Origin of the sequence: Acinetobacter sp. Ag2, assembly GCF_001005515.1 — a bacterium.
Classification (GTDB): Bacteria; Pseudomonadota; Gammaproteobacteria; order Pseudomonadales; family Moraxellaceae; genus Acinetobacter; species Acinetobacter bereziniae.
On record NZ_LBNA01000032.1, the window covers coordinates 23,369 to 45,243 of the forward strand.

Consider the following 21,875-nt stretch of genomic DNA (forward strand, 5'->3'; position numbering starts at 1 on the left):
AGAAAAATGAAACAGGTGGTTTTAGTGACAGGTGCTGCTTCTGGATTGGGTAATGTCATTGCCGAATATTTTGCGGCTCAAGGACATCAAGTCATTGTTTCAGCAAGTAACTTAGAAAAGGCAGAGAATGCCAAAGCACGCAGTCAATATGCTGAAAATATGTTTGCCTTAAAACTCGATATTTCAGTAGAGGCTGACTTTCATGCAGCAGTGCAGTGGATTCAAGAGAAATTCTCAAGACTGGATGTATTGGTTAACAATGCAACTGTGACCAAGGCAACGCCTGTTTTAGAGATTACTGCTGCGGATTTTGACTGGGTGACACAGGTGAACCAACGTGGCACTTTCCAAGCTTGCCAGATTATTGGCAAATACATGGCTGATCAGGGTTATGGGCGTATCGTGAATATGGCTTCTTTGGCTGGTCAAAATGGTGGAACTGCTACAGGCGCACACTATGCAGCGAGCAAAGGCGCAATTGTCACCCTAACTAAAATTTTTGCTAAGGAATTCGCAGCCAAAGGGGTGACTGTGAATGCGATTGCTCCCGGACCGATGGAGTCACCGATTGTACATAGCGTGGTATCCGACGAAAAAATGACGCAATTTATTGAAAATATCCCTGTTAAGGCATTAGGCAGTATGACGTTTATCGCTGAGACCTGTGCATTACTGGCAAGCCAAAGTGCTGCATTTGTGACTGGTGCAACGTGGGATATTAACGGTGGATTATTTATGCGCTAAGCCTAGCGCTCAGCACATAATAAGGAGATAAATCATGACGATACTCTATAATGTGGTTGTCAGAAACCGTCACGTTGAAGGTGGAAATGTTGCAGTCATGGAATTTGAGTCTGCAAATTCAACGGCATTACCAAAAATTGAAGCAGGTGCACATATTGATGTGCATTTGCCGAATGGCATGGTACGTCAGTATTCACTTTGTCAAAATCCAAATGCGATTGGTACCTTTCGATTAGGAATTTTGCGTGATCCTGAATCACGAGGTGGGTCAGTATCTGCATTTGATGATTTAAAAGATGGCATGCAGATTCAGGTCAGTGAACCTAAAAATCTATTTCCATTGGTTAAAGCCAAACATGCGGTATTAGTAGGAGGGGGTATTGGAATCACGCCCTTGATTACGATGGCTTATCAACTCGCACAAGAAGGCGCTTCCTTTGAGCTGCATTATTGTGGAGCAAGCCCAGAGCAGTGTGCTTTTGTCGATGAAATTAAAAATGGTGTGCTGGCACCGTTTAGCACCTTTCATTTTAAATCGGAAGGTGCCAACCATCGTGAGTTTTTCCAATCCGCCATTCAAGACATCGAAAAAGATAGCCATATTTATACGTGTGGTCCGAATGGCTTTATGGATTGGGTAATTAACTTAGCCCTTAGTCAAAATTTCCCCGAACAGCAAATTCATAAAGAGTATTTTCAGGTTGAGGTAGAAACTGGCGGAGATGCTTTTGAAGTCGTGGCTGAACGTAGTGGCAAGATTATTATGGTCAATGCTGAAGAAACCATTTTGCAAGCTTTGGCACGTGAAGGCATAGACATCGAGATGTCATGCGAACAAGGGGTGTGTGGTACCTGTATGTGCGATGTGATTGAAGGCGAACCAGACCATCGTGATGTGTACTTTACAGATGAAGAAAAGTCTAGCAATGAACAAATATTGGTGTGTTGTTCTCGATCTAAGTCAGCACGGTTGGTCCTTGATATTTAATCAGTTGGATTAAACCAAGATATCGAGATGACAAAGATAGGACATCGAATAGGATAAAAATTCAGGAGAGAATAATGAATTCACGACAATCAATGGATGAAATCGCAATAGATCCGATGCAGTTTAGACGTGCATTAGGAAATTTTGCAACTGGCGTCACCATCGTCACCGCACAAAATGATCAAGGTGAAAAAGTTGGTGTCACTGCAAATAGCTTTAACTCTGTGTCTTTGGACCCGCCTTTGATTCTATGGAGTATTGATAAGAACTCATCTAGTTTTTCTGTATTTGAGCAAGCCACTCATTTTGCTGTGAATATTTTATCGGGTTCTCAAATTGAGTTATCCAACAAATTTTCACGCCGTAATATCGACAAATATGACGGAACAAGCTATCAGCCTGGTGCAGGCAAAGCACCAGTTTTAGACCATTGTTCGGCTGTGTTTGAATGTGAGCGACATGAAATTATTGAAGGTGGAGATCATTGGATCATTATTGGAAAAGTGGTGAAGTTTCATGATCAAGGGCGTAGTCCTTTGGTTTACCATCAAGGGGCTTATTCTGGGGTAATTCCACACCCTTTGCTTCAGTTGAAAGATACCGTTCAAGCTGAACCAGAGGATTTAGGGCAACTTCATCAAGGACATTTATACAGTAATGTGTGTTATCTGATGAGTCGGGCGTTTAAATTCTATCAAACCGATTATATTCCTAAACAGCTTGTGACAGGGTTCCGTACCAGTGAAGCTCGCTTATTATTGGTATTGGGAAGTGGAACAGCTTCCAATAAAGCGGATTTACCTCGAGATATTGCCATGCCGATGCGCGAGGTTGAACAGGCTGCAACAATTCTTAAAAAAGATGGCTTAATGGTTGAAAGTGATGGTTTTTTCAAATTGACCGAAAAGGGTAAGAAAACAGCACATTATTTATTTGATATTGCAGACAGTCATCAAAATGAAGTTTTTGAAAAATACCCTGAACAAGAAAAGGAAGTATTTATAAAAATCTTAAAGGATATTGCAGGAATTGCATAAGATTATAAAAGCCAGTAACTGATTAAGTTCAGTTATTGGCTTTTTGTCGTATAGGATGAGAGAAGACAAAATCATTGTCATCACAAATCAACTTCACTAAAAAAATCTGAATCCAGCTCAGTTTCAGGAATTGCATTTAAGGCAACTAAAGCAATCGCATTTTCTTCAATAATTTTTTTCATACGACCAGATTCTTCAAAAATATTTTCATCAAAAATCAAGATACTTCCTTGATTGAGATCATTTAAAACATCTATTTTTTTATATAAGTGGGGAATGGAATTTTCACTTATGATTTGTGGAACATAGCATATTGCTGAAACAGGATGTCTGTGTTCGAAAACAACAATATCTCTAAAAAAGTCATCATAAATAAAAATATATTTAAAATTTAAATGAGTAAGCATTATTTGGAATAGCTTTTTTAAAATTTCCGTATTTAATTGATTTTCAAGTCCAAATCTCAATCCGATGTTACTTAACGCAACACTGATATATTCAGTGGTTTTATCATCTCCATTACATAAAAGCACTGATTCAAAAGGGTCTTTTTTTCTAGCATTATATAAATATTTAAAAGCTTCTTGACTTGGAAATGAATAACCCAAAGGTTTAGAAGGATTAATTGCATTATTAATATAAAGATTTGAAAATATTGGATGTAATTTCTGAGCTTCAAGAACGATACTCTCTAAAGCTTTTAATTGTTGTTGAATCTCTTGATCAGAGTTCGATAAGGCTTTGTAAAATAAAGCGTGTAAATTATATTCCATATCAAAAAGCCTTATCATCAATAGTCAAAATCACAAATCAACTTCACTAAAAAAATCTGAATCCAGCTCAGTTTCAGGAATTGCATTTAAGGCAACTAAAGCAATAGCATTTTCTTCTATAATTTTTTTCATACGATCAGATTCTTCAAAAATATTTTCGTCAAAAATTAAGATACTTCCATGATTGAGATCATTTAAAACATCTATTTTTTTATATAAGTGGGGAATGGAATTTTCACTTATGATTTGTGGAACAAAGCATATTGCTGAAACAGGATGTCTGTGTTCGAAAATAATAGTATCTCTAAAAAAATGATTGGAAATAAAAATGTATTTAAATTTTAGATATTTAAGAAGTATTTTTAATAAGTTTTCTAATATTTCTATATCTAATTGATTTTCAAGACCAAACTTTAAACTAATACTATTGAGAGTTACACTTATATATTCAGCGCTGTCATTTTTTCCATTCCATAAAAGTGCTGAATCAAAAGGGTCTTTTTTTCGTGACTTATAAAAGTATCTTAATGCCTCATCGCTAGGAAATGGATAGCCTAGTGGTTTAGATGGGTTGATGGCATTATTAATATGTAAATTTGAAAATATTGGATGTAGCTGATGAGCTTCATTTATTATTTTTTTGAAAGCTTCAAGTTGTTTTTTAATTTCATTATCTTTGTTTGATAAAGCTTTATAGAATAATGAATGAATAATAAATTCCATGCAAATTACCTCAATTTAAAGTGGCATAAAAATAGTTTTAACAATTTCACCACTTTCTATATCAAAATGTTGCTTTGCTTCTTGTTCAAGAAAATACCATACCAGTTTATTAGTTTTATATTTTATATTTACACTTCTTTGACCTATTGCTTCTTTAGTGAGTCCTTCAAAAATAAATTTACGTATTCCTTTTTTTGATTCTGTTAAAAACTGCGCATAATTTCCTTTAGCCTCAACCAGTGTACATGGTATTGGCCATAAGCCATCAAAAGAGACATCATTTAAAAGCCATTCTTCAATCGGGGTCGAAGGTTTTGTTTTTCCCTCTGAAACTGAAGGCGTGCCTGCTCTAAACTTTAATGGATCACTTAACATATTGGATATTTTAAATTGATATTTGGTATTATCGGGATCACCAAATGAAATTTTCTTGCGATGTTTTTTGCCAAACGTAAAGGCTTCACATTTTTTACATTTGGTTTGTTTTTCCTTTTCGATTTCTTTATTTTTGATTTTTTCTTGTGTTTCTTTGGCAGTTTTCTTTAAATCTTCTAAAGCTTCAGGAGATAACGGAATTTCTCTAGTATTTGGAATTCCAGCGAAAATGACAGCTCCTGTTCCCACACCTATGGGCTTACCACCTATGCTAGGTGACGTAGGAGTAGGTTGTCCAATTTGAGGCTTTGGTGTTGTTTTTGTAGGATTCGGTTGATCACCAACACCAGCCCAACCGAGTACCAAAGTAGAGAGGTTATCCATTTTATGTCCTTAATTCATTTCGTACTCTAAGACTGATAATAAATCTTTGGCTTTAACATTCGATGCAAAGATAAATTTTTGAATATTTTCATCAAATAAAAAGTTTTTTCTAAGTATTACATTCCAAATGATGAGCTCAATCATGACACCGTTATCTGTAATTAATTGAGTGACGAGTAAATCAAAACTGTTATAAATTTCTGTTTTAAGATGTTGTATTTCATGATCATAAATCGAAAGTAATAACGAGTTTTCTAAAATTTCGTTGTAAATACTTTCACATATTTCATCTCTATCTTTTAATGATTCTAGGCTGAGTATCTGATTTTGATTAAGTTTCATTGTTGTTGATCTCATACCCCAAGTCATTGAGTTTAAAATAATATGCATCAATTCCGTTCATAAACTCTTTTTTTTGTTCTGGCGTTAAAATTTGGTGAAGTCTATTTAAAATTCGTGGGTCATAGAATCTCAAAATACCGATTCCTCCATCTTCTAATTCAAGATAAAGTTTTTCACGTAATATATTTTTCAATTGTTTTATGCTGAGTGCGCTTTTGAAAAAAATCATCGCATTATGTTGATTCATCAACTTGATAATATTCTCGAATTGTAAAGATTGAATAAACGGTAAATGAATTAAAATTCCGCCAAATAAATAAGCTTGTTCTTCAAAGGTATCCTTAAATAGATAATCACATGAGCCAAAGGTATGTTCAATATGCGTAATTTGTTTATGGTCGATCTGAGCACCATCGATTAGACAATAGAATCCTAGATTTTTTTGGTTATTCTCAATAAATTGATCAAAATCTTTTATTGTTATAATCATCGCCTGATAATTCCCAAACCTCGGTTAGCCGCATCCATTAAACATTCTACACAGATGGGTTGTTGTAAAGGGAAAATTGGCATAGATATTCTTTCACCAGTTTTAAATTGGTGTTGACCTGCATGAACTTTGAATTCTCGTGGTGTAATAAAGGTTATTCCATCTTTACCAATGATTAACTGAGAGTCTGCTGCCATATACTCCTCTTTTTATAATAGATGTTGTTAAATTTGTATTTAATTTATATTAATATACCTATTAAGTAAACTACAAAGTTAATTACAAAAATGACATTTATCCTTGCGATTCAACTTAAAGACAGTGCCATCGTGGCTTCTGATCATCAATCTGCCATTTTACATGAGGATGGTTTTTTAGATTTCTCAGAAGAAAAAATTAGAAAAATGCACTATTGGGAAGAGGGCATGATTACGGGGAGTGGCGAGTATCATGTGGTGCAAAGAGCTTTTGAAATTTTTAGTTTAATTGCGTGCTCAAACATACAAAAGCTACCTGAATGTCTTGAGATTTCAAGAAGAGCTAGAGAGTTAGAAGTGGGTACAGATTATTCTCAGATACAAAGGACAAAACTGCTATGTTCTCGTTTTACAGAACAAGGTGCACAGCTGTATACAGTAGCTCGTTTGGATCATCGAGATAATTATACGATGACAGCAATAGAACCAATGAAAATATCACTTTGGATGTTTAATCCAGATGTATCGGCTGTAATTACAGACTTACAGTATTTATTCGATCATTTAAGAAACTATTCATCTTTTAAAAGTTTAAATGACTGGTTTGAATATTATATTCCCCAAATCGCTAGAATCTATAAAAAGCAAAGTAAACATGATGCTTTTATGAGTGAAAGTTTTGATATTTATTTTCAAAATAAAGAAAATTATTACTCAGGTCCTGTCCCTAACAGAAGTGAAAAAATCGCGAAGATATCAATATTATAAAATTATTCTAAGAAGTTGTATAACAAATAATAAAGTTATTGAGTTCAATAGGCTTCTTCAACGAAGATTTGTTTGAACAATTCTTTTATACAGAGAACCTTCACCCTAAGTGAATAGGAGAAGGAACCTTTCAAATCAATTATAACGCATATTATTTTTGCAAAATTAATAATTTAACGTGATACTTTGTTGGGTATTTTGATCAATTTGCTTTTGACTGACCGCATCATTTTTACAAGTGTAATTTTCAAACAATGAAAGCTGATCGGCAAAGTGTGGATCAAGTTGACCATTTCGATGAATAAAGCCACTTTGACCTGGGGCAAGAATAGAACACATTGTCACTTGGCTAGGATCTAATACCACACGGAAAGTCGCACTTCCAGTATTGCCATAAGTGTTGAGTTGTTGTTGATTTGCCTGATCAGCCCAAGGAATACCGACAGAATTTTTGTTTGAAAAACCCATAGTCGCGACAGGTATTTTCCAGTCACTCGGTTCTTTCGAGTTATATTGGCTAGTTAATTCGAGCAATGTTTTTTCAAGTGCGATCAAAACCACATCTTCAGGCAATTGACCATTCAAGAAATCAACGGTTTGAGGAACCGTGGCTTGTTTAGCTTGTAAAGCATTCCAGATGAGTTTCGATGCGCTGGCTGGCTGGGTACTTCTCGGATCATTGTTGACTGGATAAAGTGTATCTGTGTAACGTGTATAAATATTTTCAGATAAATGAGGTTTAAGCACAAGTTCTATCATGTGATTGAGCCATGTTCGCATAATCGCTGGAGCTGCACCCTGATAAAATTTTCCTTCACTGTCAGGGCGTAATTTAAAATCCCAACTTGCTAATAATGGTGCGACTTTTTTGGCTAAAGACGAAGATTTACGACTTTGAGCCGCTTTGACCATATCAGGAATAAAATAGCGTGCATTCAGGTCTGACCAAGCCCCCAGTTTATTGATGTCCCAAATATCCTGCTGGCTTAATTTTTGTTTGCTCGTCAAAGGTTCTATTAGTTCATTGACTCGATCGACATAGGAAAAGTTGGATGAGTCTGAACGTAAGCCAGCATAAGCCTTATTGTTCCAACTACTGATATAGCCTTTTTCTGGGTTATAAGCTTTGGGATTATGCGAAAAATCATAAAAACCTTGCCATTCCATTGAGCCATCACCCTGAGCTGGCAACTGAATATGTTGATTTTCAGGGCGGATCGGTAAACGCCCCAATGCAGCAACACCGATATTATTTTGTGTATCGGCATAAAACCAAGTAATAGATGCTGCAACACGCTTGGCTTGATCAAGAAACTCATTCCAGTTATTTGCCTTAGCTGCATTTGCCCAACCTAATAAGGTTTCAATTTCTAGACCTTCCCAACTCCGTTTTTGAGCATATGCGGTATGGTTTTTTTCATCCCATGTACTGACAAAGCCCTGTTTGCTTTTATAAACATCTAAAACATGGTCTGCTTGATTACGTACTTTAATACTCATTTGACGATGTTCTAAAGGAATATATTGTCCTTGATAGAGATATTGCTTTGAATTATTCGGATTTAATTTGAGTTGATAAATATCGTTAGTATCAAGAGAGCCGACTGTCGAACCCCAAGCAATTTTACCATTGGTACCAAATAAAATTGCAGGTAATCCAACTGGTGTAATCCCTGTCAGATTATAACCAGCACCATGTAATCCGATGGAGTAAGTAATTGCAGGAGTGTACCAGCCTTGCTGTGGACCATTATATAAAACCGTTTGACCTTCAACCGTTTTATCTGCTTTGACAACCCATGCATTACTTGCAGTAGGAACACCATCGACCACACTCTTACCCATGGCGACTCGGGCTTGAGCGAGATATTGCTTAGCGGCTTGATCTGAGATCGGTGAAATATTTTTTACTTGCGATTTTTGATGCACTGAGATTTGTGCTTTCTGATCACTTTCAATGATCGTTGGGGCGCTTGGGTCATCTAGCCAACGCAATTGTTGATAGAGTTTTAAACCTGTAGCTTGACCTTTTTCTTTCTGAAGTTGTGTCAGTAAATCTAAATTTGAGACCTCTGAACTGGCAGAAAAGAATCGATTCAGAATTAAACCGACCCAAACCATTGCAATATCTTCTGATGCCCATAGCGATGGTTGAAAATCATAATCAATAAACTCTTTTGGCATCAGTTCAGGATTTGCCAATACTTCTTTGATGCGTTTATTGAAACCCGCGGCATAGCCATCAAAAATGGCACGATCTTCAGGGGAAAGTTGCGCAATTTGCCGTTTAATTTCATCTGGGTTAAAGCGGCTATGTGTTGCGATATCATATTGAAGGTATTCTGACCCAAGTACTTCCGCAACAGTGCCTAAGCCCGTGCGTTTAGACATTTCCATCTGAAATAAACGATCTGTTGCTACCGCATAACCATAACCATAAAAAAGCCCATATGTATCATCAGCATAGATATGAGGTGTCCCATAATTATCTCGTTTAATGCTGACTTGCTTTTGTGGTTGATTTGACTCTAGATGTGAAGAGGAACTACAGCCTGCTAGAAAGAAACAACTTAAAGCACTTGCTTTGAGCAAATGGACTAAACGGAGTGGCTGAGGGTTATATATGCTTAGTTTCAATTGAAATATCCTTTTCATTATTATGAGAAAACAATACTTTCAGTGGCATCGGTCTAAAAATAGTGAGCTTAAAGACGTACGGGCTTGCATTGTTAGTAAAATTATTGTTATTTTTATATGTAATTTTCTAGTATTTGTAAGGTATATCTTTATACTTTTTCCAAAATGCATTGTTAAAAGTCTATTTTAAAATGATGAATATTTATTAAGAATATGATTTATATATTTATTTTGTATGATCTTGAATTGGTTCTTTTACTTTAATCAAATGTTTATAAATCAGACTCTCAAATATTTTTTATTCATTGGAGACTAGAAAAAGATCAAATTTATAGATCTGTATTTTAAAGCAGTTGTTTTTAAATATTAAAGATGGAGAGTTCTATAAGTTAAGCGAGTTTTGAGTGGGATTGTTCAGTTTTGGTGTGATTAAAGTTGAGATGTTCTGACTTTATTAATGTTCCATGAAGGATGATTGGATCATGCTTAAACACCAAGCTGATTACTCAATATATTTTATATTTGTGACTGTTGGGTTTGTATCTTATGGAAATTCAACAAAGCAGGGCAATTAAATGGAATTAAGACATCTTCGTTATTTTGTCACGGTCGTTGAAGAGCAGAGCATTACCAAAGCTGCGGAAAAGTTATGTATAGCTCAGCCACCTTTAAGTAGACAAATTCAGAAGTTAGAAGAAGAACTGGGTATTTTGTTATTTGAACGGGGTTCTCGACCTGTAAGAACAACAGATGCAGGTCAATTTTTTTATCAACATGCTGTGCAAATTCTTACACATACTGCACAAGCAACATCTATGGCAAAGCGTATCAGTTCAATCAATATGATTATACGGATCGGCTATGTCAGTTCTTTACTGTATGCTTTGTTGCCACAAATTATTTACTTATTTCGTCAAAATAATCCTGATATTCAGGTTGAGTTGCTCGAATACGGAACCAAAGATCAAATTGAAGCTTTAAAGCTTGGAAAAATTGATTTGGGTTTTGGGCGTTTGAGAATCAGTGATCCTGCAATCAAACGAATTTTACTGCGCAAAGAAAAATTAAAATTAGCAATTCATAAAAATCATTATTTGACTGAATATGTTCATAAAGGGATTTATTTATCTCAAATTATTGATGAATCGATATTTTCTTACCCGGCAACACAAAAACCTAATTTTTCTACGTTGATTCAATCTATTTTTACTGAATTAGGTTTGGTGCCAAAAAATATGATAGAAGTTCGTGAAATCCATATGGCTTTAGGTTTGGTTTCATCGGGTGAAGGGGTATGTATTATTCCTGAAAGTGCCAGTGATATTGGAATGAAAAATCTAGTTTATATCCCTATATTAGATATGGAAGCATATAGTCCGATTTCTTTAGCGGTAAGAAATATGGATCAAAGTCCTTATTTATCCAAAGTGTTAGAGTGCGTTAAACAGGTATTTGAAGAAGAAGGAATTCCATTGCAATTCGAAGGATACTAGGTCAAATACAGTGTATTGGAGCTTTGTTGTATTTTAGCTTTAATCGCTGGGTTATGTATGTTGTGCCTGTCACAATGGATGATGAGACGGGGATTTAGCAAAAGGTATGACAATATACTTTTAATGATATGGAAAATTACATTAATAATTCCAATACTTGAGCTTAAGCCAAAACACTTAAAGATTATATAGCACTGATTTTTATTTAATTTCTTAAAGTGAACTGGATTGAGATAACAACGGGGTAAGGGTCCCATCGTTGCAATAAACAAAAACTTAAGCTTTCAGGAAAGGATTTCCTATGTTGAGATTAAATGTATTTTATAAAGTGCAAAAAATCGCACTTTATACCGCTTTAGCTTACTTAAATGTTCATGCTGCTCATGCAGACTTTTTAGAAAATAGTGAAAAAAGTATTTATTTACGTAATTTCTATATGGAACGGGACATTGAAGGTACAAATAAAGATATTGGGAGTTGGTCACAAGCTGTGATGGGACGTTTTGAGTCTGGCTATACAAATACACCCGTACAGTTTGGATTAGATTTAGGTGTGCAGTATGCATTGCGTCTGAGTGATCGTTATGACGAACGATCAGATACCATTTTTAAATATGATCAATCTGAAGGGCGTCAGGCACGAGATTATTTAAAACTGGGTGCGACTTTAAAATTAAAATATCAGGATACCGAACTCAAAATTGGTGAACTTTTTCCAAAAACGCCCGTATTATTCATGGATGACTCTCGCCAACTGATCACAACTTTTGCCGGTGTAATGTTGGAAAGTAAAGACATTGAAAATTTAAAGTTATCTGCTGGTAGATTTACACATGTCAATGCACGTGATGATGATGAGTTTAGGAAATTTACTTTAGGTGCATCGACAGATCCTCGTAAACGCAGTGATGGATTAAATTTCATTGGTTTGGACTATAAGCTGACACCGCATTGGAATGGTGCTTATTGGTTTGGACAACTTGAAGATATTTATCAACAACACTATGTCAGTGCAGCATATTCAAATCAAATAGGCGCAACAAAATTTAAAGTAGAAACTCGCTATTTCAATTACAAAGAGGATGGTGATGCTTATTTTGGAAAGATTGATACTCAATCCACGAGTTTGCAAAGTACCATGCAAAATGGTGCAAATACATTGTCTTTAGGCATACAGAAAAATTCAGGAGAAGATAATATTCCTTTGTTAAATGGCTTTGTTCCACAAGGCTATTTACAAACGTGGTCATCGGTTGCTTTCTATAAAGCCAAAGAATTCACTTGGCATGCTTTATATAGTTATGATTTTAAAGACAACGGAATTCCAGGTTTGAAACTGACATTACGTTATTTAAATGGAAGTGGTATTTATCGAGCAGGATTAAAGGACAATAAAGAAACTGAAAAAAATCTGATTGTTAGTTACATCGTTCCACAAGGAAAATTTAAAGGTCTAGGTGCTGAGTGGCGGCATATTCGTGCTGATATTAAATACGGAGCAGGAAATACTCCAGGCGCAGATTTTGTAGAAAACCGTATTTTAGGAACATATACATTCAAATTTTGATTGGATGGAAAACTCAATATTTTTTATTAGGCTTCGTAACAATCAAAAACTATCATTGATTGAATATGGATAAAATTATTATCCATATTCAATTTTTGCCATGAAAAGATCAGCATTTTTTCTTCCTTTAAATGAATAAGCCCATTAATTTTTCTAAATTTAATAACTGATGTTACGCACTTGATTGAAATTAAGTAGGTGAAAAAGAAAAAGCTAAATTTACACGACGGAGACTTACATCCAAAGTTTAAATTTATGGAATAGCCTTCGGCTCGAGGTACTTTTGTTTTGGCATGAGGAGCAAAGCTCCGCAAGGGCAATCATCTTGCGCAGCCGTATCGCTACTCACCGCAGAACTCGTTCACTATCGTCAAAATATTCAAAGTTTCGCAGAAACTTTACTTATTAGAAGGAGTCCTGCCTCAAGCAATTGCGGATGACGTTTTCGCGTATCCATATTCATCTAGCTCCAAAATTTAATTTTAGAGTTACTGCGTAACATCAGTTAATAAAAGAAATACGTCAAGAAAATGTGTAGATTCCTCATTCAAAAAATATGATTAAATGATAATGATATTTATTTGCATTTATGTTGTATTAGGCTTAGCATGATGTCTAGCTTTTCATGATGTTGATCAATGAACTGAAACAGTGTGTCGGGGATAAGACTGGTTTTTATGAAATTTTCCCTTTTGAACGTGAGCATCAATCAGTTCAAAAAAGATATTTATTTTTAAAAGGAAAGTACAATGAATAAGATTGCCTTGAATTTACAAGATGAAATTGCTGATACTTTATTGATTACATTGTATGCAAAATCCGTAGAAACACGAAAACAAGATCCTCTGATCAACGATCAAACGGCTTGTGAATTGGTCGAAAAAATTGATTATGACTTTTCAAAATACAAAAATAAAACCGCAAGTTCAGTTGGGGTTGCAATTCGCTCTAATCATTTTGATCAGAAAGTGAAGCAATTTATTCAATGTCATCAAAACCCAATAGTTGTTTTTGTTGGGTGCGGATTAGACACGCGTCTTCAACGTATTGGTGAAAGTGCTCAGCAAGCACAATTTTATCAACTCGATCTCGATGAAGTAATAGAACAACGAAAGAAACTGTTATCACCACAAGAAAATGAACATTTAATTGCCAGTTCCATGCTCACAACAACATGGATGGATCAATTGAAACAAGATCACCCTCAAGGGGACTTTATGTTCGTCATAGAAGGGGTGTTAATGTATTTTAATGAAGCACAAAATAAACAAGTTCTTATCGGTTTGGCAGAGCGTTTTTCAGGGGCAGAAGTACATTTTGATATGCTGAATCAATGGATGAGCACCAAATCATCATTACATGACACTGTGAGTAAAACCAAGGCAACTTTTAAGTTTGGTCTAGATGACGACAAAGCGATTGAAGCTTGGCATCCTAAACTCAAATATGGGCAGACTTATTTATTTAATCAGTTTAAAGGTTGGCGTCGAATGGGCATTATTTTAACTACTTTAATGTCAATTATTCCGCAAATGAAAACATCTTCACGGATTTTAATGTATCGAATTAAATGACGCTTTTAAAATGCCAAGAATGTATTTTAGAGCCTTTTATCAAGATAGATGGTGACTTTTAAACCTTGTGGTTGGTTGTGACTAAATTGAATGGTGTAACCGTAGCGTTCAAGGATCAATTTAACCAAAGATAAGCCCAATCCATGCCCATTATTTTGCGACGATTTACGCCAAAATCTTTGTGTTAATAAAGTTAGTTCATTGTCAGCGAGTCCGATACCATGATCAATGATCATCAATTTACCTTTTATTAATTGAATTTCAATTGTTTGCTGAGAATTTGAATGAATATATGCATTTTCAATCAAATTTTTTAAGATGATATTCAACTCAGTTTCAGGAATTTGAATAGTTTGCTCAACCGCTATAGTCAGGTTTAAATTGTTTCTGATTTCAGGGTAGTTCGACTCAAGTTCAAGCATAACTTGCTTTAAACTTTGACCAATATCTGTAGAGACAGGCTGAAATGCTTGTAAAGTCATAGCCTCCATCTGACTGAGCAATAACAGTTGTTTTAATAGTTGTTCATAGCGATTAATACTATGTTCTGCTTGTTCAAGGTTTTTAAATGCCGCATGATCTGTCATTTGAGACTGAGCTAACATGAGTTTACTCAGTTGAACGTGTGTTTTGATTGCGGTCAATGGACTACGCAACTCATGTGCAGCGAATGCGGTAAAACTCTTTTCATTTTCAAGACTTTTATGAAGTTGTTGAATTAAATCAAATAAATTGTCCACAAATGGCTGGATTTCTTTGGGAGTATTTTGTGACTTCAATTCAATCAAATAGAGGGCGGATTCCGATAAATTCTGTTTTTTCTTAATCAAGGTATTGGAAATATTTTGTAGCGGACGAAATTCCACTCGCATAATCCATAAAATCAACAGAATACATAAAAAGAGTGTAGCGATCAGTGGGATCAAAACGGATTGTAAAATTTGTTTGAGCAATGAGTGGCGTAGTTGCAGTTTTTCAGCAGTTACCACCTGAATATTGCCTTTTTGAATGACATAACTGCGCCATTCTGTATTCTGATAACGCCATGTACTAAAACCAGTTTTTTGTGTCTGTAGATTTTCTGGCGCACCACGAGTTCGAGCCACGATTTTTTGTTCAACGGCAATATTTGAGCTAAAAACTGAGACCTCACAGGCAATCAGATTTGGATGATTAATATCCTGAGTCTCATGTTGGAGTGCTGAATGAATGTCTTGTAGAGGGAGCTGTTGGACTAAACGGATCACCATATGTGCTGAGGCTGATAAACGTTCATCTAAGGTGTCTTGTAAGCGTTTGGCTAAATCAAAATAAAGCCAACAGAAAACAAATGACCACAGTAATACAAAGATAACAGTAATACTGACCACGAGCCTCCATTTGAGACTGTATCCTTTCACTTGCTTTGCTCCGGATTTTTTAAGATATAGCCGACCCCTCGAACGGTTTGAATAATATTGCTATGAATTTTCTGTCTTAGATGATGGATATGAACTGAGATTGCGTTACTTTCTATAGAGTCTTGAAAGCCGTAAATTTTATCAATCAGTTGTTCATTTTTTAAAATTTGATTTGGATAGAGCATAAAGATTTCAAGCAAACTGTATTCACGTCGAGACAAGCTTAATAATTGATTTTGATAAAAAACTTCTTGTGTCTCACAGTTAATTTTGAGCTCACCCATCTGTAATATATTGGAAGAATAGCCAGCATAGCGGCGTGACAATGCCAATATTCGCGCAATAAGCTCATTCAAATCAAAGGGTTTGGTGAGGTAATCATCGGCACCAGCATTTAATGTCTCAATGCATTGTTGAGTTCGATTGCGTGCGGTTAAGACTAGAACAGGGATATGAATTTGATCTTTTCGCCATGATGCAAGTAATTCCAAGCCATCTTGGTCTGGAAGCCCCAAATCCAATAAACACAGGTCTACTGAACTTTGACGGATAAAATAATCAGCTTCACGAGCTGTTCGTGCATGTTCAACTGAAATGTTTAAATAATCTAGTGCAGCCAATATGCTTTGAGCAATGTAGGGATCATCTTCAACTAATACGACAAACATGAGATTTCCTCGGTAGATGGCTGCATTCTACAAATAAATTCGCTTGTTAATACTTTCTTAATGATTGTTTTTAATTGATCAACAAGATTGGTTAAAAATAAGATAAGAATGGTTTAGCTATAAATGAATAATCAATACATTATCGTGACTTGAGGGCTAAATCAAATGACAAACTTGTCGTTGATTTATCCAAGCGTTGAATTGGAATATGGTCTGAATAGACAGAGAATATCTTGACTCAAAAAATAATCAAGCGATATGAAAAACTTGAGCCAAGAGCAAATAACTTATTTAATAATAAAAAGCCGTTTAGTTGATTAAAATTAAACGGCTTTTTGATGAATCAAATGGGGGATCAGCTCTGAGTATTTAGACCATTGCAGGATCACTCACAGAATCTTCACCAGTTTCCACTCGCCCTGCAAAACGGCGATAAAACTTGGCATCTTGACTACAGGTCACAGCAAAATCATACCATTGCCAAGCATCTTTTAATTCCCAGTGTTGAGTTGAAGTTTGACCTGCTTTTACCGTGATTTTTAATGGCGAATCAGTTCGATAAACCACTGGGGTAATCACAAACTCCGTATCTTTAGCACCCGTATTGTTTAGGTCGACATAAATATTGCCATTAGCAATATCATAACAAACACGGATTTCAGGATTGATCTGCAAATCTTGGTTTCGATTCAAATCACCTTTGAAATGACGGTGAAAACCATTTGGTCCCATGACCCAAAGATCATAGAGACCTTGATTGTCCTTTTTAACATTCCAGACATCATCCAAAGTTTTACCTGCTTCGATGATATAGCGACGTGGAATACGGCTTAGATTTAATTTGTCATACACATGAAAAACTGCACCTTGAGTTCCTGTGTTAGCAAACAAAAGTTTTACTGTTCCATCACTTTGACAACGTGCACTGGTATGTAATTCATAAGGCAAAGCTTTTGAACGACGAATACCACTGGCTTGAATTGGAAGTTGTAAATTGGTGGGGATTGGCACATTGGGTAATTTTTGTTGTGCTGATCGTAATTGATCTGCTTGTTCACGAGTTTGTTTACCATTTAATTCGGGCAATACATCTTCATTGGGTGTTTTAAAGTTAAATGCTGTGGTCAAATCCCCACAGATCGCACGACGGTATGGGCTAATATTGGTTTCTTTGACCCCAAAACGTTTTTCTAAAAACATCAATACCGAAGTATGGTCGAAGACTTGTGAGTTAACAATGCCGCCACGGCTCCACGGAGAAATCACAAACAAAGGTACTCGAGGTCCAGGTCCATAAACGCCATTGTCTTTTTTAGGCTGACCGCTACTACCGAGAGGTGCATCATGGACATAATATTCATACTGCATATCGGTTTGGCTAAGTGTAGATTTACCTGCATAGGTATTATCTGCAAGTAATGCTGGTGCAGATGGCGATGGTACATGGTCAAAATAACCATCATTTTCATCAAAATTAATCAGAAAGACGGTCTTACTCCAAACCTCAGGAACAGCTGTTAACGCATCTAAAATTTCTTGAATAAACCATGAGCCTTGTACCGGGCTTGATGGTCCAGGGTGTTCACAATATATGGATGGTGCATTGATCCATGAAACTTGGGGTAATTTTCCTGTTTTAATGTCATTTTTAAATGCATCTAAAAACTCTTCAGGTTTATTGCCAGGTAGGGTATTGGCGATCCCTTTATACAGTGGGTTTTTCGCATTATCTGTACTGGCATCATAGGCTTTATATGGTAGTTTCTGTGCTGCGGCATTGTATGGGCTATTGGGTGCACCACCACTTGAAACAGGATAACCAGAATCAATATTGGCTTTTTTAAAGGTACGGAATGCACCTAACATATTATCTCCCCATTCATCTGGCATGTTTTGATAACAAATCCAATTGACCCCAGCCTCTTCTAAGCGTTCAGCATACGTTTTCCATGTATAACCAATATCCACATTTTTCGGATCACCATCAATCCAATCCCATTCGTTATTTACGAAGGCAGTGCTGGTCGGTACTGCGCCGTTGGTTCCAGTTAAATGAAATGAGCGATTGGCATCTGTACCCGTATGCATGGAGCAATGATAAGCATCGCAAATGGTAAAGGCATTTGCCAAGGCAAACTGATATGGAATTTCTTGTTCTTTGAAATAACCCATCGCATAATCAGTTTTGTAGGTTGGCCAGTTGGACATACGCCCATTGTCCCATGCCTTTTGACTATCCACCCAAGTGTGGTTTGTTCCCGGTGCACGTTGAGCATTATTACTTGAACCATCCAAGTGGAACGGGGTAAGTAGTGCACCATTACTTCGTTGTTGCTGCCAAACGCTACGCCCATTTTGTACAGGTATAGTGATACGATCTGCAAAGCCCCGAACGCCTTTAAGTGTCCCAAAATAATGGTCAAATGAACGGTTTTCCTGCATCAGGATGACGACATGTTCAACGTCTTGAATAGTTCCGGTTTTATTGTTGGCGGGAATAGCGAGTGCTTTTTGAATACTGGCTGGAAAGGCTGATAAAGTTGCTGCCCCAAAACCTGTTTTAAGGGTGTTTGCTAAAAACTGACGACGATCAATCACAATATTTCTCCTAATTCAATTTTTGTATTTATGACTTATGGTGCACAACGCATAACTGGTTTTTTGGAACCATCAGGTTGAGCCGTAGAGTGATCATCATTGGAATCGTTACAAGCAGTAAGCAGCAGTAGAATGGGAAAAATATAAAAATATGCGCGCCATTGCTTTGAGTTTTTTAACATCTGGTTCATCCATAATTAAAGATGCCCACACCATAAACAGCGCTTGTGACAACTGAGTGTCATCTTTATGACAGCTCATTGACATGATGAAACAGACAAATAAGTCTGAAAAATTGAGTTTACAATATGATGCTAAAATGCTCGAAAAGTATAATGAAATACACATGACTCAATTTAAATGTGGTAGCAGGTGATCTATCGCTATAAGTCTCACTTTATCTTTTTAAGCAATCTCAAGCTATTTTTTTCATTTTCATCAAAATTTGAAACCAGATCAGGATTTTATTCAGTCTTATTTAAACGATAAATTTAGAGGTTTTTGACATTTTTGATGCAGGTGTGGGCAGTTGATTTGAAGATATAGCAATCGATCAATCTTAGTAAAAATCACATAAATAAAAAATTATCTCAAATGATGTCTGAATAAAACGGTTTGAATGTATTGCTTTAGACTGATATAAATTGAATTGTTTGTATATAAAAATTAGTTTTACATACAAAACTAATTTTAGATAAAGCACGATAAACCTCAGCCAGCATACTAGGGAAATATGAGATGAAAAGGAAATATAAACGTGTAGAGAAAATAATGATTTTTCTGAATTATCAAACATTGAAAAGCAAGATGATGGTGATCGGAGGTCTATTGACATCATCATTGTTACTCGGTGCTTGTATGAATACGGACAGCAGTCAAAATGCGACTACAGGAAAATTAATATCTGTTCAGCAAGATATAGATATTTCTACATTACCAGACGCCGCAAAACGTGTGCAGATTTCATATACAACAAGCTCATTTAATGGCAAAGCGACAACAGTGAATGGTCTCATGACATTGCCGAAAACACCTGTTCCTCAAGGGGGCTATCCTGTGGTGAGTTGGGGCAGTGGCACAACCGGATTTGCTGCGCAATGTATGCCTTCTCAAGCCGTAAATGCAACACGTGATGCATATCTCAATGAATGGTTAAAACGTGGTTATGTCGTCTTGCAAACAGATTATGAAGGTTGGGGTGGTTCTGTAGGGCATCGTCCATTATTGGATGGAAAAAGTAATGCTGCTGCTTTGACGGATATAGTGACCGCTGCACATCGGTATTCTAATCAACTCAGCAATGAATGGATTGTCGTAGGACACAGTGAAGGCGGTGGTGCGGCTTTGTGGGTTGCTGGGCTCACTCAACAAGCGGGTGGGAAATATCCCTTGAAAGGTGCGATCGCAATTGCACCTGTAGGACCAGGGATTCTAAAATTCATGGACAATGCTGTGAATGGTGGCGTAGTTCATGCCCAACCATTTTTATCAGTCACAGTGCTTGGTGCAAATATTGTAGATCCAAGTATAGATTTGGATAAGTTGCTGAAAGCTCCCATGAAACCACAAGTTGAAGCAGCAAAGACACAATGTCTTGCACCTTTGTTTAAATTAAAACAGTTGCAAGCTGGGCAATATTTAAACGCGGGTGCTGATTATGACAAAGTTACTGATTTTTTGAAAACAGCTCAAGATCCATCACGATTGACCATGAAAGTCCCTGTAACCATTATTCAGGGCACACAGGATGAAACCACAGTCACGCCACCGACAACTAAAGCGATGATTTCTAGTTTTTGCTCTCGTGGCGCAACAGTTGAATATCACGAGTATTCAGCAGAAACACATCGTTCAGTCATTCCTGTATCTCAAGAAGATGCCTTTAGTTTTGCAAAAAAAGTTTTTTCCAATCAGCCAACTAAGAATGTTTGTAAAAAGGATTGAATTTAAATCGTGCTTGGTATGTCGCCATTATCGTGACTGTCTTGGTGATAGGTCATACGAATTCTGTCTGAATGCCAAAACCATTCAATAATAAGATTCTAAGTAAGCATAACAATTGTCATTTTACCATTAGGGCATTCCTATTCTTATCCAATAGAATGCCCAGATCGCATTTAACAATAATGTTCGTTGACACTTTTAGCTCATTTAATCCACACAATGAATTACACACCACGACATAAAATGGATGTGGTTGAGTAAAGATAACTGCTATTGCATATAAATGAACTTTGAAATTTTATCTGCATAGTCCACGACATCTTGAGAGATTTCATTTTTAAACACATCTTCTGAATAGGTGCTGAGTGGGCAACTGACTGAAAGCACGGCAGCAATTTCTTGTGTGGCTTGATTATAAATCGGTGCAGCGCTCGCGGCCATATCGGTATTAAAGTGCCCCCAACTAATCATAAAGCTTTGACTGCGAACGTATTTTAAACGCTCTAATAGTGCTGCCAAATTTTGAGGCGTTCGATCAGAGTAGACTTTCCAATCGTTAAAATGTTCATAACGTTTGATCACTTCAGACTCAGGCAAACGAGAAAGTAATAATTGTCCAATGACCGTGGCATGCGCATGCCAACGAGTTCCGATATGGACATTACTGGTAAATGAACCGATCGATTGAACATTGCTGGTAAATACAATATCAGTACCTTCTAAAATTGATAGATGTACCGCTATTTTAATTTTATCGCGCAACTCTCGCATAATAGGTGCAGCAATATCGGTGAGTGAGGATTTTGAGAGGCTATTAAAACCCAACTCCATCACATTGCTATTTAAGGCATACGTTTTTTGCGACATTTTTCTTAAATAACCACAAAACTCAAGCGTGTGAATTAAACGAAAAGCACTTGAACGATTCACATCTAATTTCTCTGCAATTTCAGAAATGGTCATTTCCTGATGGTGCTGATCAAATAATTTTAATATGGCTAATCCACGTACCAAACCGGGTACTAAATAGCGCTCATCGGTATTGGATTCCGCGTTTTGCTCTAAAAGAACATCTGTCGTTGTTGAATTCATTGTTAAGTTAACCTGTGTTCATCATGAAATTCCTCTAAAAGGAACTGTTGTATTTTAATCAGCAAATTTTTTATCTCAATG

General features: G+C 36.3%; 20 protein-coding genes. 8 read left to right on the forward strand and 12 right to left on the reverse strand.

Features of this window, described 5'->3' with window-relative positions; all coding sequences use genetic code 11:
- Positions 1-6 precede the first annotated feature (6 nt).
- From AAV97_RS03700 to AAV97_RS03710, 3 genes are all read left to right on the forward strand, one after another.
- The gene (locus AAV97_RS03700; RefSeq protein ID WP_046759849.1) at positions 7-744 is read left to right on the forward strand and encodes an SDR family NAD(P)-dependent oxidoreductase; all 738 of its coding nucleotides are present in this window, start codon (positions 7-9) and stop codon (positions 742-744) included.
- Between the two features lie 34 nt (positions 745-778).
- Complete coding sequence (locus AAV97_RS03705; RefSeq protein WP_046759850.1) at positions 779-1,732, forward strand: PDR/VanB family oxidoreductase; 954 nt, start codon at positions 779-781, stop codon at positions 1,730-1,732.
- A 71-nt stretch (positions 1,733-1,803) separates the two neighbouring features.
- A complete protein-coding gene (locus AAV97_RS03710) occupies positions 1,804-2,769 on the forward strand; it encodes a p-hydroxyphenylacetate 3-hydroxylase reductase component (protein WP_171249345.1) in 966 nt (321 codons plus the stop codon).
- An 80-nt stretch (positions 2,770-2,849) separates the two neighbouring features.
- Here AAV97_RS03710 and AAV97_RS03715 read toward each other — a convergent pair whose 3' ends face one another.
- The 6 genes from AAV97_RS03715 to AAV97_RS03740 are packed head-to-tail and all read right to left on the reverse strand — an operon-like array spanning position 2,850 to position 6,053.
- Positions 2,850-3,542, reverse strand: a complete 693-nt coding sequence (locus AAV97_RS03715) for a hypothetical protein (RefSeq protein ID WP_046759852.1) — start codon at positions 3,540-3,542, stop codon at positions 2,850-2,852.
- Between the two features lie 30 nt (positions 3,543-3,572).
- A complete protein-coding gene (locus tag AAV97_RS03720) occupies positions 3,573-4,265 on the reverse strand; it encodes a hypothetical protein (protein WP_009584637.1) in 693 nt (230 codons plus the stop codon).
- Positions 4,266-4,280: 15 nt separating this feature from the next.
- Positions 4,281-5,024 carry a Tox-REase-5 domain-containing protein gene (locus tag AAV97_RS03725; RefSeq protein ID WP_052945854.1) on the reverse strand — a complete coding sequence of 248 codons (744 nt, stop codon included), beginning with the start codon at positions 5,022-5,024 and terminating at the stop codon, positions 4,281-4,283.
- Positions 5,025-5,033: 9 nt separating this feature from the next.
- Positions 5,034-5,366 (reverse strand): hypothetical protein, encoded by a 333-nt coding sequence (locus AAV97_RS03730; protein WP_009584635.1) that lies wholly within the window; start codon positions 5,364-5,366, stop codon positions 5,034-5,036.
- Positions 5,356-5,856 carry a DUF4123 domain-containing protein gene (locus tag AAV97_RS03735; RefSeq protein ID WP_046759853.1) on the reverse strand — a complete coding sequence of 167 codons (501 nt, stop codon included), beginning with the start codon at positions 5,854-5,856 and terminating at the stop codon, positions 5,356-5,358. Before AAV97_RS03735 ends, AAV97_RS03730 begins: the two co-directional genes overlap by 11 nt.
- On the reverse strand, positions 5,853-6,053 hold the full coding sequence (locus AAV97_RS03740; RefSeq protein ID WP_009584604.1) for a hypothetical protein: 201 nt from the start codon (positions 6,051-6,053) through the stop codon (positions 5,853-5,855). The genes AAV97_RS03735 and AAV97_RS03740 overlap by 4 nt, the downstream gene beginning before the upstream one ends.
- A 90-nt stretch (positions 6,054-6,143) precedes the next feature.
- Between AAV97_RS03740 and AAV97_RS03745 the strand changes: the two genes are divergently transcribed.
- Entirely contained in the window at positions 6,144-6,821 is a 678-nt protein-coding gene (locus tag AAV97_RS03745) for a hypothetical protein (protein WP_046759854.1), read from the forward strand.
- 165 nt (positions 6,822-6,986) lie between these two features.
- Here AAV97_RS03745 and AAV97_RS03750 read toward each other — a convergent pair whose 3' ends face one another.
- Positions 6,987-9,458 (reverse strand): penicillin acylase family protein, encoded by a 2,472-nt coding sequence (locus tag AAV97_RS03750; protein ID WP_046759855.1) that lies wholly within the window; start codon positions 9,456-9,458, stop codon positions 6,987-6,989.
- A 575-nt stretch (positions 9,459-10,033) separates the two neighbouring features.
- Here AAV97_RS03750 and catM point away from each other — a divergent pair.
- The 3 genes from catM (at position 10,034) to AAV97_RS03765 (ending at position 14,092) form a co-directional block, all read left to right on the forward strand.
- Complete coding sequence (catM, locus tag AAV97_RS03755; protein WP_009584605.1) at positions 10,034-10,951, forward strand: cis,cis-muconate-binding transcription regulator CatM; 918 nt, start codon at positions 10,034-10,036, stop codon at positions 10,949-10,951.
- A gap of 301 nt (positions 10,952-11,252) precedes the next feature.
- On the forward strand, positions 11,253-12,518 hold the full coding sequence (locus AAV97_RS03760) for an OprD family outer membrane porin (protein ID WP_046759856.1): 1,266 nt from the start codon (positions 11,253-11,255) through the stop codon (positions 12,516-12,518).
- A 749-nt stretch (positions 12,519-13,267) separates the two neighbouring features.
- A complete protein-coding gene (locus AAV97_RS03765) occupies positions 13,268-14,092 on the forward strand; it encodes a class I SAM-dependent methyltransferase (protein ID WP_009587254.1) in 825 nt (274 codons plus the stop codon).
- Between the two features lie 26 nt (positions 14,093-14,118).
- On the opposite strand, the gene AAV97_RS03770 is transcribed toward AAV97_RS03765, so the two are convergent.
- From AAV97_RS03770 to AAV97_RS21175, 4 genes are all read right to left on the reverse strand, one after another.
- Entirely contained in the window at positions 14,119-15,492 is a 1,374-nt protein-coding gene (locus tag AAV97_RS03770) for an ATP-binding protein (RefSeq protein ID WP_046759857.1), read from the reverse strand.
- Positions 15,489-16,160, reverse strand: a complete 672-nt coding sequence (locus AAV97_RS03775; RefSeq protein WP_004831272.1) for a response regulator — start codon at positions 16,158-16,160, stop codon at positions 15,489-15,491. Before AAV97_RS03775 ends, AAV97_RS03770 begins: the two co-directional genes overlap by 4 nt.
- A gap of 369 nt (positions 16,161-16,529) precedes the next feature.
- On the reverse strand, positions 16,530-18,758 hold the full coding sequence (locus AAV97_RS03780) for a phosphocholine-specific phospholipase C (protein ID WP_046759858.1): 2,229 nt from the start codon (positions 18,756-18,758) through the stop codon (positions 16,530-16,532).
- Positions 18,759-18,793: 35 nt separating this feature from the next.
- Entirely contained in the window at positions 18,794-18,940 is a 147-nt protein-coding gene (locus AAV97_RS21175) for a hypothetical protein (protein ID WP_171248744.1), read from the reverse strand.
- A 556-nt stretch (positions 18,941-19,496) separates the two neighbouring features.
- Here AAV97_RS21175 and AAV97_RS03785 point away from each other — a divergent pair.
- The gene (locus AAV97_RS03785; RefSeq protein WP_228136506.1) at positions 19,497-20,702 is read left to right on the forward strand and encodes an alpha/beta hydrolase family protein; all 1,206 of its coding nucleotides are present in this window, start codon (positions 19,497-19,499) and stop codon (positions 20,700-20,702) included.
- A 270-nt stretch (positions 20,703-20,972) separates the two neighbouring features.
- Here AAV97_RS03785 and AAV97_RS03790 read toward each other — a convergent pair whose 3' ends face one another.
- Positions 20,973-21,794: an IclR family transcriptional regulator gene (locus AAV97_RS03790; protein ID WP_005029768.1), complete on the reverse strand. Its 822-nt coding sequence runs from the start codon at positions 21,792-21,794 to the stop codon at positions 20,973-20,975.
- Positions 21,795-21,875: the final 81 nt, after the last annotated feature.